Source organism: Pseudomonas sp. FSL R10-2964 (assembly GCF_009600035.1).
Classification (GTDB): Bacteria; Pseudomonadota; Gammaproteobacteria; order Pseudomonadales; family Pseudomonadaceae; genus Aquipseudomonas; species Aquipseudomonas bubulae.
The window spans coordinates 53,143-69,127 of sequence record NZ_WIWH01000010.1 but is presented as its reverse complement, the minus strand read 5'-3'; the positions used below and the strand labels follow the sequence as shown (position 1 = coordinate 69,127).

At 59.8% G+C, this 15,985-nt stretch carries 11 protein-coding genes; 2 read left to right on the top strand and 9 right to left on the bottom strand.

Annotation, left to right across the window (positions count from 1 at the left end; all coding sequences use genetic code 11):
- Window positions 1-26: 26 nt before the first annotated feature.
- The 9 genes from GHN92_RS07820 to glnE all read right to left on the bottom strand — a co-directional run bounded on the left by GHN92_RS07820 (window position 27) and on the right by glnE (window position 11,022).
- The gene (locus GHN92_RS07820) at window positions 27-1,469 is read right to left on the bottom strand and encodes a lipopolysaccharide kinase InaA family protein (protein WP_153379831.1); all 1,443 of its coding nucleotides are present in this window, start codon (window positions 1,467-1,469) and stop codon (window positions 27-29) included.
- A complete protein-coding gene (locus GHN92_RS07815; RefSeq protein WP_095000911.1) occupies window positions 1,469-2,224 on the bottom strand; it encodes a lipopolysaccharide kinase InaA family protein in 756 nt (251 codons plus the stop codon). The genes GHN92_RS07820 and GHN92_RS07815 overlap by 1 nt, the downstream gene beginning before the upstream one ends.
- A complete protein-coding gene (locus GHN92_RS07810) occupies window positions 2,221-2,955 on the bottom strand; it encodes a lipopolysaccharide kinase InaA family protein (RefSeq protein WP_095000910.1) in 735 nt (244 codons plus the stop codon). Before GHN92_RS07810 ends, GHN92_RS07815 begins: the two co-directional genes overlap by 4 nt.
- A complete protein-coding gene (gene rfaP, locus GHN92_RS07805; RefSeq protein ID WP_095000909.1) occupies window positions 2,955-3,761 on the bottom strand; it encodes a lipopolysaccharide core heptose(I) kinase RfaP in 807 nt (268 codons plus the stop codon). The genes GHN92_RS07810 and rfaP overlap by 1 nt, the downstream gene beginning before the upstream one ends.
- Window positions 3,761-4,882 carry a glycosyltransferase family 4 protein gene (locus GHN92_RS07800; protein WP_095000908.1) on the bottom strand — a complete coding sequence of 374 codons (1,122 nt, stop codon included), beginning with the start codon at window positions 4,880-4,882 and terminating at the stop codon, window positions 3,761-3,763. The genes rfaP and GHN92_RS07800 overlap by 1 nt, the downstream gene beginning before the upstream one ends.
- The gene (gene waaC, locus GHN92_RS07795; protein ID WP_095000907.1) at window positions 4,882-5,943 is read right to left on the bottom strand and encodes a lipopolysaccharide heptosyltransferase I; all 1,062 of its coding nucleotides are present in this window, start codon (window positions 5,941-5,943) and stop codon (window positions 4,882-4,884) included. The genes GHN92_RS07800 and waaC overlap by 1 nt, the downstream gene beginning before the upstream one ends.
- Entirely contained in the window at window positions 5,944-6,978 is a 1,035-nt protein-coding gene (gene waaF, locus GHN92_RS07790) for a lipopolysaccharide heptosyltransferase II (protein WP_095000906.1), read from the bottom strand. It abuts the gene before it with no gap.
- A gap of 59 nt (window positions 6,979-7,037) precedes the next feature.
- Window positions 7,038-7,961, bottom strand: coding sequence for a branched-chain amino acid transaminase (locus GHN92_RS07785; RefSeq protein ID WP_095000905.1), 924 nt, complete (start codon window positions 7,959-7,961; stop codon window positions 7,038-7,040).
- A gap of 118 nt (window positions 7,962-8,079) precedes the next feature.
- On the bottom strand, window positions 8,080-11,022 hold the full coding sequence (gene glnE / locus GHN92_RS07780) for a bifunctional [glutamate--ammonia ligase]-adenylyl-L-tyrosine phosphorylase/[glutamate--ammonia-ligase] adenylyltransferase (protein WP_095000904.1): 2,943 nt from the start codon (window positions 11,020-11,022) through the stop codon (window positions 8,080-8,082).
- Between the two features lie 383 nt (window positions 11,023-11,405).
- On the opposite strand from glnE, the gene aceE reads away from it, so the two are divergent.
- Window positions 11,406-14,048, top strand: a complete 2,643-nt coding sequence (gene aceE / locus GHN92_RS07775; protein ID WP_095000903.1) for a pyruvate dehydrogenase (acetyl-transferring), homodimeric type — start codon at window positions 11,406-11,408, stop codon at window positions 14,046-14,048.
- A gap of 11 nt (window positions 14,049-14,059) precedes the next feature.
- Window positions 14,060-15,691, top strand: coding sequence for a dihydrolipoyllysine-residue acetyltransferase (aceF, locus tag GHN92_RS07770; RefSeq protein WP_178102611.1), 1,632 nt, complete (start codon window positions 14,060-14,062; stop codon window positions 15,689-15,691).
- Window positions 15,692-15,985 lie beyond the last annotated feature (294 nt).

The window sequence follows — 15,985 nt, the reverse complement described above, 5'->3', positions numbered from 1 at the left end:
CTCCCACAGAAAGTCCTGGCTAGGCTTCAGTCAGGGTTTGTCGGCAATCGCCCGTCAATCACCTGATACAACGCACTGCCCACCGGCCAGTTGCGCATAAAGCGTGCACGATCGCGGGCGTACGCGGCAGCGAAGCTGCTCGATGAGCGATGCTGGCACATCGAATCCAGATCAATCAGCGCCCAGCGCCCGTCATCCCAGAACACGTTATGGCCCTTGAGGTCGCCGTGGCTGATGCGCTCGCGGATCAAGTCGGCAAACAGCTGCTCCAGTGCCACCAGCTCGGCTTCGGGCGCATCTCCGTGCTCAACATACGGCGCAAAACGCTCGATGATATCCGGCCCCGGCAAAAACTCCGTCACCAGATACGCCTTGCCCCGCAACCACATAAAACGGGTCTCCAGCATTGCCAACGGTTTAGGCGTGGCAATCCCCAAAAACGCCAGACGATTGCCTTCACGCCATGAATGCCAGGCCCGGCTCGGGCGCCAGAAACGTTTGAGCCAGTGGGCAAAGCCCTTGATGTTATAGCGCTTGACCACCAGCATGCGGCCCGCTACTTCAACCTTGCCGACACTGGCCGCGCCACCGGTCTTGTACAGATGCCCCTGATCAAGCAACGCATCAGCCCTGGCCAAAACGGGCAACATCGCCGGCTCTTCTTCGCGCAGGACGGCACGCAGGGCAAACGCCCCGCGTTGCACGCTGAACAACGAGCAATCACGGCCAACCTTGTTCAAAAAGTCATTCAGGCGCCAGGCACGGACTTTCTCGACCTGCTTGAGCAGCGCTTCAAGCGGCAAGGCATGCTCGCCGTTGCTCAGCAGGTAGTGCACGAGTAATTCTTCGATAAACGGCTCAAGGCTTTTGGGCAACTGGGCAAAAAACACGCCGAGGTTTTCCAGCACTTTTTGCCGCGACAGCGGTTTGCCTGCCTCTTCGACACAGATGCCTGCACCATCGATCAAATACAGCTTGCCGTCCTGACGCAACAGGTTGTCCAGATGCAGGTCTTCCTGCCACAGACCCTTGCGGTGCATCTGCCCGATGGCAGTCAAAGCCTCGGCAAGTACGGCCACTTGTTCATCAGCCAGCACCGGCAACGACGCGACTGCATCCCAGGCATCGCCCAAGCTCTGAGCGCCCTCCAGGTACTCGAACAGCAACCAGCCCCCCTCACCTTCCTGCAAGCCATCGGCCAGCAGTTGCGGCGTGGTCAAGCCTTGTTCAGCCAGCAGACGCACCCCGGTCAGCTCGCGCTGAAAGTTGCGCGCAGCCTTGTTGCCGACCATCATCTTGGCCAGCACGGTACGCCCGCGCCACACCCCGGCACCGACATAACGCTGGCCCGGCAATACCCGCAGCAAGGTCAGCAGTTGCAATTGCGCAGGCCCTGCTGCGTCGGCCAGTTCGATACTCAGCGGCAAGCCTGGCGCACGGCCAGCCTTCAGCAGTTCGGACAAACGCATCAGCGCCCCCCTTTTTGATTGCGCCGCACATACAGTCGCGTCAGCCAGGCATCGACCAAGGAACTGTCGACGGGCTGTTCCAGATAAGCAGCGAGCAAGGCGCGCACCTCTGCTTCGCTCCAGACATCGGCTCGACGCAACAACGGCTCAATGTCCTTGACCCTGTCCCGCTGGCCCAGCAACAAGGGCCGGGTTTTTTCCAGATCGATCAATTGAGCGCGATACCCCCCCGCGCCATCGGCCTGCAGGAAGATATGCTTGGGGTAAAAACAACCATGCACCTGCCGCGCAGCGTGAAGCCGACGAGCCAATTGGCCGCATTCGCGCAAAATCGCCTGCTGCTGCTCTGTGGTCAGTTGCGGCCATTGCTCGAGCAGCGAGTCGAGGTCATTCCAACCGTCCAGCGCACGGGTCATCAGCACTGCACGACGCTCGCCCGGCACTTTTCGCTCACCAAAAAACACCGCTTCCAGCGCAGGAATACCTATGTGCTTATAGCGCTGAATATTACGGAATTCGCGGGCAAAACTCGGCTCGCCCAGCGGACTGTGCAGCGTGCGGGTAAGGTAATTGCTCTGACGCTTGAGGTAATAGCCCTGACCTTCAAGATCCATGCGAAACACGCTACTCCAGCCACCACCACTGGTATTGGGCTCGTCCACCGCTTCCAGCTGCACGGCCCACAGGGCATCAAAGTCAGCCAGGCCATTGCGCTCAAGCAATGCCCGGTCGGCGTCTGCCATAAAGTCTGTCATTCCCGGCCCTCGAAAAAACGCACGATATGACGGACACGTTCCTTGTCCGCCGCATTGAGCGTCGTGCGCCCGGTGTATTGAAAATAGAAACGCAAACGCTGGGTGTAGGACAAATGGTACTTGGCCACTTTATCGAGGCACGCCAGGTCTTTGGTGATGCGGTATTTGAGCCAGAAGCCGCGCCAGAAATCGCCGTTGGGGCAATCGATCAAAAACAGCTTGGGCTGCTCATCGATCAGCAAATTGCGCCATTTCAGGTCGTTATGGGTAAAGCGATGGTCATGCATGGTCTTGGTATAACGCGCCAACTGACGGCTGACACAATCTACCCAGGCACGATCCTTGAGCAGCGGATCATGGTTGTCCGCCAACTCTGACAAATCCCGGGTATTGGGCAGTTCGCGGGTGATCATGGCGCCACGGGAGTAGGCGAACCCACTGCGTTCAAGGCCCCAGGCCACCACCTCGGCCGTGGGGATACCCCACTTGGCGAAGCGCTTGAGGTTCTGCCATTCGGACTTGACCCGCGGGCGGCCCAGATAACGGCGCAGGCCCTTGCCGGCCCCGGTGTAGCGCTTGACGTAATAATTCACGCCATCGCGCTGCACACGGATGACTTCCGATAGCGGATCGCGCGTCAGATGCTCCCCCTGCAAGGCAAATACTGCCTCCAGACTGCCAAAATCAGACGCCAACGCACTGTAAGCAGGTTCCAGATTCCAACCCGCCATTACAGTGCATCTCCATAACGCTGTTTGCGTTCGTAGAGTTTGTTCGCCTTGCCTTCGAGCCACGCCAGCAGGCGGGCTTCTTCGCGCAGGATCTGGCGCAGGGGCATCTGGAAGTAACCGCGCAGGAAGCGCAGTTTGTCCCGCTGGGTCAGGCCGATATCCAGGGCCGAGAAATACAGTGCCGCCAGATCCTTGTTGCGCCAGCGCTTACTGATCACGGCGCGAGTCTGGGCGCGGTGCAGATCGATCACCGACAGGCGGAAGTTGTCTGCGGTCACCGGTTTGTCGGTGTGCAGCAAGAAATGGCAGATATAGCAGTCACGGTGGTTGACCCCGGCACGGTGCATCATGCCGGTCATGCGTGCCACTTCAGCGATCAGCGCATGCTTGAGCCTGGGCTGCGGTGGCTGCTTGACCCAGTTGAGGCTGAAGTCTTCGAGGCTGACCGTCGGCGCCAGTTCTTCGGTGATGATGAAGGAATGCTGGGCTGCCGGGTTGTTGCCCTTTTCGCCGTAAGCCACGGCCGTCATGGTCGGCACACCCACTTCGTGCAGGCGCTTGATCGCCCGCCACTCCTGGCCGGCGCCAAGAACTGGCAGCTTGGCCGTCAGCAGGTTCTTGAACACTTCACCCCAGCCAATGCCACGGTGGATTTTCACAAAGAAACCGCGTCCGTCGACTTCGGTACGCAAGGTACGCCGGCCTTCCAGTTCGCGGTAAACCTCGCCTTCCAGACGCTCGACTTCGGTGAACGCATCGCGCCCTGCCCACAAGCTCTTGAACGGTTCGGCAAGAATCAGTTTCATCAGTGTTGCTCCGCCAGAATCACATCCGCAGCGTGCTGCGGCATGCTGTAGAGGTCGGCCGTCTGCGCGTAGGCCAGGCCGTTTCGGCTCCAGGCCGCGCGCGCAGTGTCGTCGGACAACATGTGTGTCAGGTATTCATTGAGTTGCGCCTGCTCGAACGGCTCGTCCAGGACCCGACCGCAATCGGCGTCGCTGATGTAATGGGCGTAGCCGCAAACAGCGCTGACCAGCACCGGCAAACCGGCTACCAGTGCCTCAAGCAATACAGTGCCGGTGTTTTCGTTGTAGGCCGGATGAATCAGCAAATCGGCGCCCAGCAGGAAGCGCGGGATATCACTGCGCCCCTTGAGGAACTGCACATGATCGCCCAAACCCAAAGTGGCACTCTGCAATTGAAAGACTTTGGGGTCGTCCTGGCCGATTACAAACAATTTCGTACGTTTTTTGAGCTCACCCGGCAAGGCCGCCAGCGCTTTGAGGCTGCGATCCACACCCTTGGTCTTGAAGCCCGAGCCAATCTGCACCAGCAGCAAGTCGTCGTCTGCCAGATTGAATTCACGTCGGAACTCGGCGCGAATCTCGGCGGCATTGTCCGGCGCGCGGCGATCCAGGGCGATACCCGGTGGCAGCAGGTGGAAACGCTCCAGCGGGGTGTCGTAGTGTTTGATGAACAGCGGCTGCTGGACTTCGGAAATCATCAGGATTTCAGTCTTGGCGTCCTTGGCGAACACCGCGCGCTCGTACTCGGCAAAGTGCTTGTAGCGCTTGAAAAAGCGATAAAACGAATGACGCAGGTTTTGCGCCTTGTCTTCAAAGCAGCCGTCCGCCGCGTAGTACACGTCCAGCCCCGGCATCTTGTTGAAGCCGATGAGCCGGTCTACCGGGCGCTTGGCCAGATCGGCCTGCATCCAGGCGAGCATTTTTTCATTACGGGTATGGTTGTGGAACGCCTTGACCGGCGCCACCAGCACTTCGAATCCGGGCGGAATATCGCCTTCCCAGATCATGGTGTAGACGCGGATTTGATGGCCGCGCTTCTGGCATTCCAGCGCAATGCGCATGAAATCCCGTTGCAGCCCACCAAACGGAAAGTATTTGTACAGCACAAAAGCCAGTTGCATCAGCGCAGTTCCTCAGCCAGTAACAACGTGCTTAATCGACTCGCGACACGCTCAGGGTTCAAACGGGTGAAGCACAGTGGCCACTCGTTTTTCAGATCAAACCGCTGCTGATCCTGTGCAGTCGGAGTGTAGGTGCATTTTTTCTGCAGGCATGGCGCACACGGAAAATCGCTGGCCAGGTGGATTTGCACCTTGCCATAAGCCCCGGTCAGGCCCGGATTGGTAGGCCCGAACAAAGAAATGGTCGGCACATCCAGTGCAGCGGCCAAATGCCCTAACCCGGTGTCGACTGCCACGCAGGCACTGGCACTGGCCAGTACCTTGGCGACCCCGGCCAGATTCAATTTGGGCAGTACCACGGCATTATTCAAGCCATTGGCAATGCGTTCGGCCCGGGCTTTTTCAGCCGGATTGCCCCACGGCAGGCGCACTTCGACGCCCAGATGGCCCATGCGCTGGGCCAGATCGCGCCAATAGACTTCGGGCCAGTGCTTGGTGTCCCAGGTGGTGCCATGCAAAAACAGCACGAAGGGCTTTTTGCGCGGCAGCTCAACCAGTTTTTCGACATCCAGGCCGTAATCGCCCAGCCCTTTGGGCAGGTCGTAGCCCAGCGCGACCGCGAACAACTGACGCAGACGCTCAACCGCGTGCTGCCCGCGGGCTACCGCCAGGCGGCGCTGGTAAAAGCGGCTGGCCAACGGCTCACGGGCAGAGTCTTTATCCAGCCCGGCAACCGGGGCTTTCACGTAGCGGGTCAACCAGGCACTTTTCACCAGGCCCTGAGCGTCGATCACCAGGTCGTATTTTTCGGCGCGCAGGCTTTGCTTGAAGCGGCTCCACTCGCCGCTCTTGAGGGTCTGCCAGATATTTTTGCGCCAGCGGCGGATCGCCACCGGAATCACCTTGCCCACCGCGGGGTGCCAGGTCGGGATTTCGGCAAAGCCCTCCTCCACAACCCAGTCAAAGGTGATGCCCGGAATCGCCCGCGCCGCATCGGTCAGCGCCGGCAAGGCATGGATCACATCCCCGAGGGATGAAGTTTTGACCAACAGAACGCGCACCTAGTTAACCTCGACCGGTGAACCCTGCAGACGCTGCAAGGCTTCAATCACCGGCTGCGGCATCAGTTCGCGCAGGCAATTGTAGTGGCCAAAACGGCAGGTACGGTCAAAACAGGGGCTGCAATCGAGGCCCAGCCGCACAATTTCGACCTTGTCCGCCAAGGGCGGGGTAAAACCTGGCGAAGTGGAGCCGTAGACCGCCACCAGCGGGCGGTTCAGCGCAGCGGCCACATGCATCAGCCCGGAATCGTTGGATACCACGGCATCTGCACAGGACAACAGGTCGATGGCTTCGGCCAGTGAGGTCTCGCCGCTGAGGTTGACCGACTCTTCGCGCAGCCCCGGGATCAGGCGCGAACGGATATCTTCGCCTACCCCGTGATCGTTTTTGGAGCCGAACAGCCACACTTGCCAACCTTCGCGGATCTTTTGTTCGGCAACTTTGGCGTAGTGCTCGGACGGCCAGCGCTTAGACTCGCCAAATTCGGCACCCGGGCACAGCGCCAGCACCGGACGATCCAGCTCCAGGCCGAACTTGGCCAGTGCGCCGGCACGGCTTTGCGGGTCAATCTGCAAATCAGGGCGCGGGTACGGCTTGGGCAGGTCGGCCCCAGGCTCATAGGCCAGGGCCATAAAGCGCTCGATCATCAGCGGGTAGCGCTCTTTGTCGAGCTTGCGCACATCGTTGAGCAGGCCGTAGCGGAACTCGCCGCGCCAGCCGGTACGTTTGGGAATACCCGCAAAAAATGGCACCAGGGCCGATTTAAGCGAGTTGGGCAACAAGATTGCCTGATCGTATTGGCCCTTGAGGGACTTGCCGATCTTGCGTCGCGTGGCCAGTTCAAGCGCGCCGTGGCCGAGCGGGAAGCTCAAGGCCTTGCGAACTTCAGGCATGCGTTCAAGGATGGGCCGGCTCCACTCGGGAGCCAGCACATCGATTTCGCACTGCGGGTGGCGCTGCTTGAGGCACTGGAACAGTGTCTGCGCCATCACCATGTCACCGACCCAGCTGGGCCCAACGATCAAAATATTCATAAGTTTCCATAAACAAGCAAGGGAGGCATTCGCCTCCCTGCTGTGATGCTATGCCGACATTACTTGACCAGTGTACGCCACTCTGGATGGTCCGTAGTCTTGCCGGTCACCAGGTCAAAGTAAGCCTTTTGCAGTTTTTCGGTGATCGGGCCACGGCGGCCGATCCCGATTTGACGCCCGTCGACTTCGCGAATCGGCGTCACTTCAGCGGCAGTGCCGGTAAAGAACGCTTCGTCGGCGATATACACCTCGTCGCGGGTGATGCGTTTTTCAACAAACTTGTACCCCAGCTCGGTGGCCAGGGTCAGGATCGTGCTGCGGGTAATGCCGTTCAGGCACGCGGTCACGTCCGGGGTGTAGATCACGCCATCCTTGACCAGGAATACGTTTTCGCCCGAGCCTTCAGCCACAAAGCCTTCCGGATCGAGCAACAGCGCTTCGTCGGCTCCACCGGAAATCGCTTCCTGCAGGGCCAGCATCGAGTTGATGTAATGGCCGTTGGCCTTGGCCCGGGTCATGGAGATGTTCACATGATGGCGGGTAAAGGAGCTGGTACGCACCTTGATTCCGACTTCCAGCGCTTCGGCGCCCATGTAGGCACCCCAGCTCCAGGGAGCGATGATCACGTGAACCTTGAGGCCGGTGGCGCGCAGGCCCATGGCTTCGGAACCGTAGAACACCATCGGGCGGATATAGGCGCTGTCGAGGTTGTTTTCACGCACCGCTACGCGGGTCGCTTCGTTGATTTCGTCTTTGCTGAACGGGATCTTCATGCCCATGATGTGGGCCGAATCGAACAGACGGTCAGTGTGCGCCTGCAAGCGGAAAATCGCCGCGCCCTGCGGGGTTTCGTAAGCGCGCACACCTTCAAACACGCCCATGCCGTAGTGCAATGTATGGGTCAGTACATGGGTCGTGGCATCACGCCACGGCACCAGCTTGCCGTCATACCAGATCACACCATCACGATCAGCCATCGACATCATTACGCTCCTCAAAGAATCCAGCACCCGCACCACGAGGCGGCAGGCAAATTGGACGGGCCTTATGGACCCGCCGGATACGTTCTTACAGCTTTAACTCTGTGTGTGAGCCAGCAAATCAGCTCAATCCTAGCTCGGACCAGATGCGCCGTACGTGTTGGCGTTCGACCACAAATTGATCCCCCGTGACCACCCCGGCTTCCTTCTGCAAGGCTTGCCGGTGGGCGACGGCGCGAAAGGCCTTGTAAGCCTCGCGCAACAGGCTGGCATCGGTGGCGGGCATCAGCCCGACCTGCTCCAGCCCTTCCAGAATGCGGATATTGTCGGTGTAGCGCAGTAACGCCGGGTGTTCCCTGGACCACGCCAGGGCCGCGTATTGCACCATAAATTCAATATCGACGATACCTCCGGCGTCCTGCTTGAGGTCGAACGGCACCGTTGCCTCGAAGGCGTTTTCTGCGGTTCCGGCAGCGGTAATCCGGGTGCCCAGGTTGTCGCGCATCTTGGCCCGCATCTCGCTGACCTCCTGACGCAAGGTCGGCAAATCCCGCTCGCGGCCCAATACGCTCGCGCGCACCTGTTCAAAGGCCGCGCCCACCTGCTTGCAGCCCACCAGCACGCGGGCGCGCACCAGTGCCTGATGCTCCCAGGTCCAGGCTTCGTTTTCCTGATAGCGCTCAAAAGCACCTAGCGAGCTGACCAGCAACCCCGAAGCGCCTGACGGGCGCAGGCGCATGTCGACCTCATACAACTGCCCGGAGTTGGTCTGCGCCGTGAGCAAATGGATGATCCGCTGGCCCAGACGGGTGAAAAACTGCGCACCGTCGATGGGCTTGGCGCCATCGGTTTCAGCATTCGGGTCGCCATCGTGGATAAATACCAGGTCCAGATCCGAGCCATGCCCCAGCTCGATGCCACCGACCTTGCCGTAGCCGACAATAATAAAGCCGGGATCGCACAGGCTGCCGTCGGTGCGCTGTGGCGTGCCGTACTTGGCCACTGTCTGGCGCCAGGCCAGGGCCAGCACCTGCTCCAGAATGGCCTCGGCCAGCCAGGTCAGGTAATCGCTGACCTTCATTAAAGGCAGGCTGCCGGAGATTTCCGATGCCGCGACCCGCAAACGGTGGGCCAGCTTGAAGTTGCGCAAGGCTTCCATCTGCTGCTCAAGGTCGTCTTCGGGGATACGCGTCAGGCGTTCACGCAACTCGGCGGCCAGCTCAGGGGCCAGCGGCGGCTTGAACAAACGGCGCTCGTTGAGCAACTCGTCGAGCAGCAACGGGAAACGGGTGATCTGCTCGGCGATCCACGGGCTGGCTGCGCACAGCGTCAGCAAACGGCGCAAAGCATCTGGGTTTTCGGTGAGCAACACTAAATAAGCAGAACGCCGGGCCACCGCCTCGACCAGCGGCAGCACCCGCTCCAGCACCAGATCAGGGTTGGCGTGCTCAACGGCTTGCGCCAGCAAGCGCGGGATAAAAGCATCCAGACGCTCGCGCCCCAAGCGCTGCATAGAGCGCAGTTGCGGACTGGAACGCAGGGCCGCCAGTTGTTTCAGGGCTTTGGGCGCATCGACAAACCCGGCCTCTTCCAACTGCGCGCAGGCTGCGGCATCGTCCTGGACCTCTTCCCACAGCGGCAACCACTCACCACCGACAATCAGCTCGCCTTCGTCGATGACCTCTTCTTCATCAGGGTCAGCAATAACCTGACGGAAGTGCCAGTCAATACGACCACGCCACGCCATCAGCTGTTCATGGAATGCGGTCCAGCTGTCAAAACCCATCATAAAGGCAATGCGGGCCTGATCCTGCTGATTGTCGGGCAGCATTTGAGTCTGGCGGTCGGCAATGGCCTGGATTGCATGCTCGGTGTAACGCAGGAACTCATAACCTTCGCGCAGTTCGCCGACCACCTCTGCAGGCAAGTAGCCCTGGCCTTCCAGGATGGTCAGGACTTTGAGCAGCGGCCGTTGTTGCAGGCTCAGATCGCGGCCGCCGTGAATCAGCTGGAATGCCTGGGCGATAAATTCGACCTCGCGGATACCGCCCGCCCCCAGCTTGATATTGTCAGCCATGCCTTTGCGCCGCACTTCCTGCTGGATCAACTGCTTCATGGTGCGCAGCGCTTCAATCGCGGAAAAATCGAGGTAGCGACGATACACAAACGGGCGTAACAGACTGAGCAACTGCGCGCCCATCACCTGATCACCGGCCACGACCCGGGCCTTGATCATTGCATAACGCTCCCAGTCACGGCCCTGATCCTGGTAGTACTGCTCCAGCGCGTTGAAGCTCAACACCAGCGCACCGGATGAGCCATAAGGACGCAGGCGCATGTCAACGCGAAACACAAAGCCGTCGACCGTCATCGGATCCAGCGCCTTGATCAGGCGCTGGCCCAAGCGGATAAAGAACTCCTGATTGTCCAGCGCCCGCTTGGCCCCCACGGTTTCGCCGCCTTCAGGGTAGGCAAAGATCAGGTCGATGTCTGAAGACAGGTTCAGCTCCACGGCGCCGAGCTTGCCCATGCCCAGGATCACCATCGCCTGCGGCTCGCCACTGCGATTGCCAATGGGTGTGCCGAACTGCTGGCAATGACGTTGATACAGCCAGCGATAGGCCTGATCGATGCTGGCATCGGCCATGTCCGACAGATCGCGACAGGTTTCGATCAGGTCGGCCTGACGATTGATATCGCGCCAGATAATCCGCACTTGCTGGCGGGTGCGCTGACGACGCAGTGCGCGGCCCAGTTCGTCATCGCTGGTTGCGGCCTGCGCGGCAGCAGCAATCTGCCCGCACAACTCGCCGGGGGCGAAGGTGCGGTCCAGCTCACCCGAGCGCGCCAGTTCGAGCAACATCAAAGGGTCACGCAAAGACTGTTCTATAAAGAAGTCGCTGGCCGCACTGACCCGGCTGAACGCCGACCAGCGCTCTGGCGACCAGTCATCGAGCCCGTGCCCGCCCTCAAGCCCGGCGACTGCCGTGCGCCACGACTGCTCGGCACGGCTGGCCAGTGGCTGTAAAAGACCGGGAATTGGAGCAAGCGACGGGAGGCTCATGGTCTATCCTTGATCGGCTATGGTGTTGCCGAGTACGGTGACAGGAAGAAACAGCGGTTTAATCCGACTGTCGAACAAAGGTTATAAATAGCTGTAAGATCATTTTGTTTAGCATCAAGCCCGCAGATCACCGGCTTATTGCAGATAAAAGCACCAACAATATCGATTTTTCGCACAACGAAACAGGTGGCCATCAGGACCATTCCTGTAGTTTTACTACTGCATGACACACTCGAAAGGCTGAAATGGCCGACGATTTGTAGTAAAACTACACGCCGCTGGAATCAACCTCCGGCCATCCAAGAATTTATGTCGTCTGCCCACAAGGCCAGTCGCAAACTCAGGCAACCGATTCTGGAAGCCTATCCGCCCTGGAGCAAGCCATGCAAGACCTCGATCCCGTCGAAACCCAGGAATGGTTGGACGCCCTGGAATCGGTTCTCGACAAAGAAGGCGAAGACCGCGCTCACTATCTGATGACCCGTATGGGTGAGCTCGCTACCCGCACCGGTTCGCAGCTGCCGTATGCCATCACCACGCCTTATCGCAACACGATTCCCGTAACCCACGAAGCACGCATGCCTGGCGACCTGTTCATGGAACGCCGCATTCGCTCGCTGGTACGCTGGAACGCCATGGCCATGGTGATGCGCACGAACTTGAAAGATTCTGACCTGGGCGGTCATATCTCCAGCTTCGCTTCCAGCGCAACCCTGTATGACATCGGCTTCAACTACTTCTTCCAGGCCCCGACCGACGCACACGGCGGCGACCTGATCTACTTCCAGGGTCACACCTCGCCAGGCGTTTACGCCCGTGCGTTCATGGAAGGCCGCATCAGCGAAGAACAAATGAACAACTTCCGCCAGGAAGTGGACGGTCAGGGCCTGTCGTCCTACCCGCACCCTTGGCTGATGCCTGATTTCTGGCAGTTCCCGACCGTATCGATGGGCCTTGGCCCGATCCAGGCGATCTACCAGGCGCGCTTCATGAAGTACCTGGAAGCCCGTGGCTACATCCCTGCTGGCCAGAAAGTCTGGTGCTTCCTGGGCGACGGCGAGTGCGACGAGCCGGAATCCCTGGGCGCAATCTCCCTGGCAGGCCGTGAAAACCTCGACAACCTGATCTTCGTCATCAACTGCAACCTGCAGCGCCTCGACGGCCCGGTTCGCGGCAACGGCAAGATCATCCAGGAACTCGAAGGCGTGTTCCGCGGCGCTCAGTGGAACGTAACCAAAGTCATCTGGGGCCGTTTCTGGGACCCGCTGCTGGCCAAAGACGTCGACGGTATCCTGCAACGTCGCATGGACGAAGTCATCGACGGCGAGTACCAGAACTACAAAGCCAAAGACGGCGCGTTCGTACGTGAACACTTCTTCAACACGCCGGAACTCAAGGCGATGGTTGCCGATCTGTCCGATGACGAGATCTGGAAGCTCAACCGTGGCGGCCACGACCCGTACAAGGTCTACGCGGCGTACCACGAAGCGGTCAACCACAAAGACCAGCCAACCGTTATCCTGGCCAAGACCATCAAGGGTTATGGCACCGGCGCCGGCGAAGCGAAAAACACCGCGCACAACACCAAGAAGGTTGATGTTGAAAGCCTGAAGCTGTTCCGCGATCGTTTCGACATCCCGGTCAAAGACGACGAAATCGAAAACCTGCCGTTCTTCAAACCGGAAGCAGGCAGCGCCGAAGCCCGTTACCTGAGCGAGCGCCGTGCCGCACTGGGCGGTTTCGTACCTCAGCGCCGCGCACAGAGCATCAGCATTCCGACCCCGCCACTGGAAACCCTCAAGGCCATCCTTGACGGCTCCGGCGACCGTGAAATTTCCACCACCATGGCTTTCGTGCGCATCCTCGCGCAGCTGGTCAAGGACAAGGAAATCGGCCCGCGCATCGTTCCGATCATCCCGGACGAAGCCCGTACCTTCGGTATGGAAGGCATGTTCCGCCAGCTGGGCATCTACTCCTCTGTCGGCCAGCTCTACGAGCCAGTCGATAAAGACCAGGTGATGTTCTACCGCGAAGACAAAAAAGGTCAGATCCTCGAAGAAGGCATCAACGAAGCAGGCGCCATGAGCTCCTTCATCGCCGCCGGTACTTCGTACTCCAACCACAACCAGCCGATGCTGCCGTTCTACATCTTCTACTCGATGTTCGGCTTCCAGCGTATTGGCGACCTGGCCTGGGCCGCTGGCGACAGCCGCACCCGTGGCTTCCTGATCGGCGGCACCGCCGGGCGTACCACGCTCAACGGTGAAGGCCTGCAGCACGAAGACGGTCACAGCCACATCCTGGCCGGTACCATCCCGAACTGCCGCACCTTTGATCCGACCTACGGCTATGAGCTGGCGGTGATCATTCAGGACGGCATGAAGAAGATGACCGAAGAGCAACAGGACGTCTTCTACTACATCACCGTCATGAACGAGTCCTACCAGCAGCCAGCCATGCCGGCCGGTGTCGAGGAAGGCATCGTCAAGGGCATGTACCTGCTCGAGGAAGACACCAAGGAAGCGGCGCACCACGTTCAGCTGATGGGCTCCGGCACCATCCTGCGTGAAGTCCGTGAAGCGGCGATCATCCTGCGTGAACAGTTCAACATCGGCGCTGACGTATGGAGCGTTACCAGCTTCAACGAACTGCGTCGCGACGGCCTGGCCGTAGAGCGTCACAACCGCCTGCACCCTGGCCAGAAGCCTCAGCTGAGCTACGTTGAAGAGTGCCTGACCGGCCGTAAAGGTCCGGTGATTGCCTCTACCGACTACATGAAGCTGTTCGCCGAACAGATTCGCCAGTGGGTACCGGTCAAGGAATTCAAAGTGCTGGGCACTGACGGTTTCGGCCGCAGCGACAGCCGCAAAAAACTGCGTCACTTCTTTGAAGTAGACCGTCATTTCGTGGTGTTGGCAGCCCTGGAAGCACTGGCTGACCGTGGCGATATCGAACCTAAAGTGGTGGCAGAAGCCATCGTCAAGTTCGGCATCAACCCGGAAAAACGCAACCCACTGGACTGCTGAGGAGAATATTTGTGAGCGAACTCATTCGAGTACCTGACATCGGCAGCGGCGACGGTGAAGTCATCGAGCTGTTTGTAAAAGTCGGCGACCGTATCGAAGCCGATCAGAGCATCCTGACCCTGGAATCGGACAAGGCGAGCATGGAAATCCCTACTCCCAAGGCCGGTATCGTCAAGAGCCTGAAGATCAAGCTGGGCGACCGCCTGAAAGAAGGCGACGAACTGCTGGAACTGGAAGCCGAGGGCGCCGCTGCGGCGCCTGAAGCACCGGCCCCTGCTGCAGCTCCTGCTGCGGCCGAAAAACCTGCTGCTCCTGCTGCCGAGGCCCCTGCGGCCCCGGCTGCACCTGCCGCTGCTACCATCCAGGACATTCATGTCCCGGATATCGGCTCGTCGGGCAAAGCTAAAATCATCGAAATCCTGGTCAAGGCCGGCGATACCGTCGAGGCTGATCAATCCTTGATCACTCTCGAGTCCGACAAGGCCAGCATGGAAATTCCATCGCCAGCCGCCGGTGTGGTTGAGAGTATTTCGGTCAAGCTGGATGACGAAGTCGGCACTGGCGACTTTATCCTCAAGCTCAAGGTTCAAGGCGCTGCGGCACCTGCTGCTCCTGCCCAGGCCGCTGCTGCTCCAGCACCGGCAAAAGCTGAAGCACCTGCAGCCCCGGCACCTGCTGCGAAAACCGAGGCTGCTCCTGCCCCGGCCGCCGCGCCTGCGCCAAAAGGTGGCAAGGTTCACGCCGGCCCTGCCGTGCGTCAACTGGCCCGCGAATTCGGCGTCGAGCTGAGTGCAGTCACTCCGAGCGGCCCGCACGGCCGTATCATCAAGGAAGACGTGCAGGCGCACGTCAAAGCCATGATGCAAAAAGCCAAGGAAGCACCGGCCGCCGGCGCAACCGGTGGTGCTGGCATTCCGCCGATCCCTGCTGTCGACTTCAGCCGTTTCGGTGAAGTGGAAGAAGTGGCCATGACCCGCCTGATGCAAATCGGCGCGTCGAGCCTGCACCGCAGCTGGCTGAACATTCCGCACGTGACTCAGTTCGACCAGGCTGACATCACCGAGCTGGAAGCTTTCCGCGTCGCGCAAAAAGCCGTCGCAGAAAAAGCCGGCGTGAAACTGACCGTACTGCCTCTGCTGCTCAAGTCCTGCGCGCACCTGCTCAAGGAAATGCCGGACTTCAACAGCTCGCTGGCGCCAAGCGGCAAAGCGATCATCCGCAAGAAGTACGTCAACATCGGCTTCGCCGTTGACACCCCGGATGGCCTGCTGGTGCCTGTGATCAAGAACGTTAATCAGAAGAGCCTGCTGCAACTGGCTGCTGAAGCCGCTGCACTGGCCGCCAAGGCCCGTGACAAGAAGCTCACCGCAGACGACATGCAAGGCGCGTGCTTCACCATTTCCAGCCTCGGTCACATTGGCGGCACCGGCTTCACGCCGATCGTCAACGCACCGGAAGTGGCGATCCTCGGCGTATCCAAGGCAACCATCCAGCCAGTCTGGGACGGTAAAGCCTTCCAGCCGAAGCTGATGCTGCCACTGTCGCTGTCCTACGATCACCGCGTGATCAACGGCGCTGCTGCTGCACGCTTCACCCAGCGTCTGAGCCAGTTGCTGGGCGACATCCGCACTATCCTGTTGTAAGCCACGCCCCGGCCTTCGTCACTGAAGGCCGGGGTAGCGCACTGTTTTCCGAGCGCCACGCTCGTACCTCAACCCCGCCATTTGGCGGGGCTTTTTTTTGCCTGCGATTTGAAGAGCCCCTCACCCCAACCCTCTCCCGGAGGGAGAGGGAGCTGATTGGCGGTGTTTTTGAAGTTGCGTGCGCTCAGTCCCCTCTCCCTTTGGGAGAGGGCTAGGGTGAGGGGCTTTTCTGACACTCACTGCCCTTCAAGCACTACACCCAGCGCTGAATCCATGAATGGGTCAACCACCCAA

Bases quoted from the DNA above. Each gene is read 5' to 3' on its own strand.
- GHN92_RS07820 (WP_153379831.1), bottom strand. From the start codon at position 1,469: ATGCGTTTGTCCGAACTGCTGAAGGCTGGCCGTGCGCCAGGCTTGCCG.
- GHN92_RS07815 (WP_095000911.1), bottom strand. From the start codon at position 2,224: ATGACAGACTTTATGGCAGACGCCGACCGGGCATTGCTTGAGCGCAAT.
- GHN92_RS07810 (WP_095000910.1), bottom strand. From the start codon at position 2,955: ATGGCGGGTTGGAATCTGGAACCTGCTTACAGTGCGTTGGCGTCTGAT.
- rfaP (WP_095000909.1), bottom strand. From the start codon at position 3,761: ATGAAACTGATTCTTGCCGAACCGTTCAAGAGCTTGTGGGCAGGGCGC.
- GHN92_RS07800 (WP_095000908.1), bottom strand. From the start codon at position 4,882: ATGCAACTGGCTTTTGTGCTGTACAAATACTTTCCGTTTGGTGGGCTG.
- waaF (WP_095000906.1), bottom strand. From the start codon at position 6,978: ATGAATATTTTGATCGTTGGGCCCAGCTGGGTCGGTGACATGGTGATG.
- GHN92_RS07785 (WP_095000905.1), bottom strand. From the start codon at position 7,961: ATGTCGATGGCTGATCGTGATGGTGTGATCTGGTATGACGGCAAGCTG.
- glnE (WP_095000904.1), bottom strand. From the start codon at position 11,022: ATGAGCCTCCCGTCGCTTGCTCCAATTCCCGGTCTTTTACAGCCACTG.
- aceE (WP_095000903.1), top strand. From the start codon at position 11,406: ATGCAAGACCTCGATCCCGTCGAAACCCAGGAATGGTTGGACGCCCTG.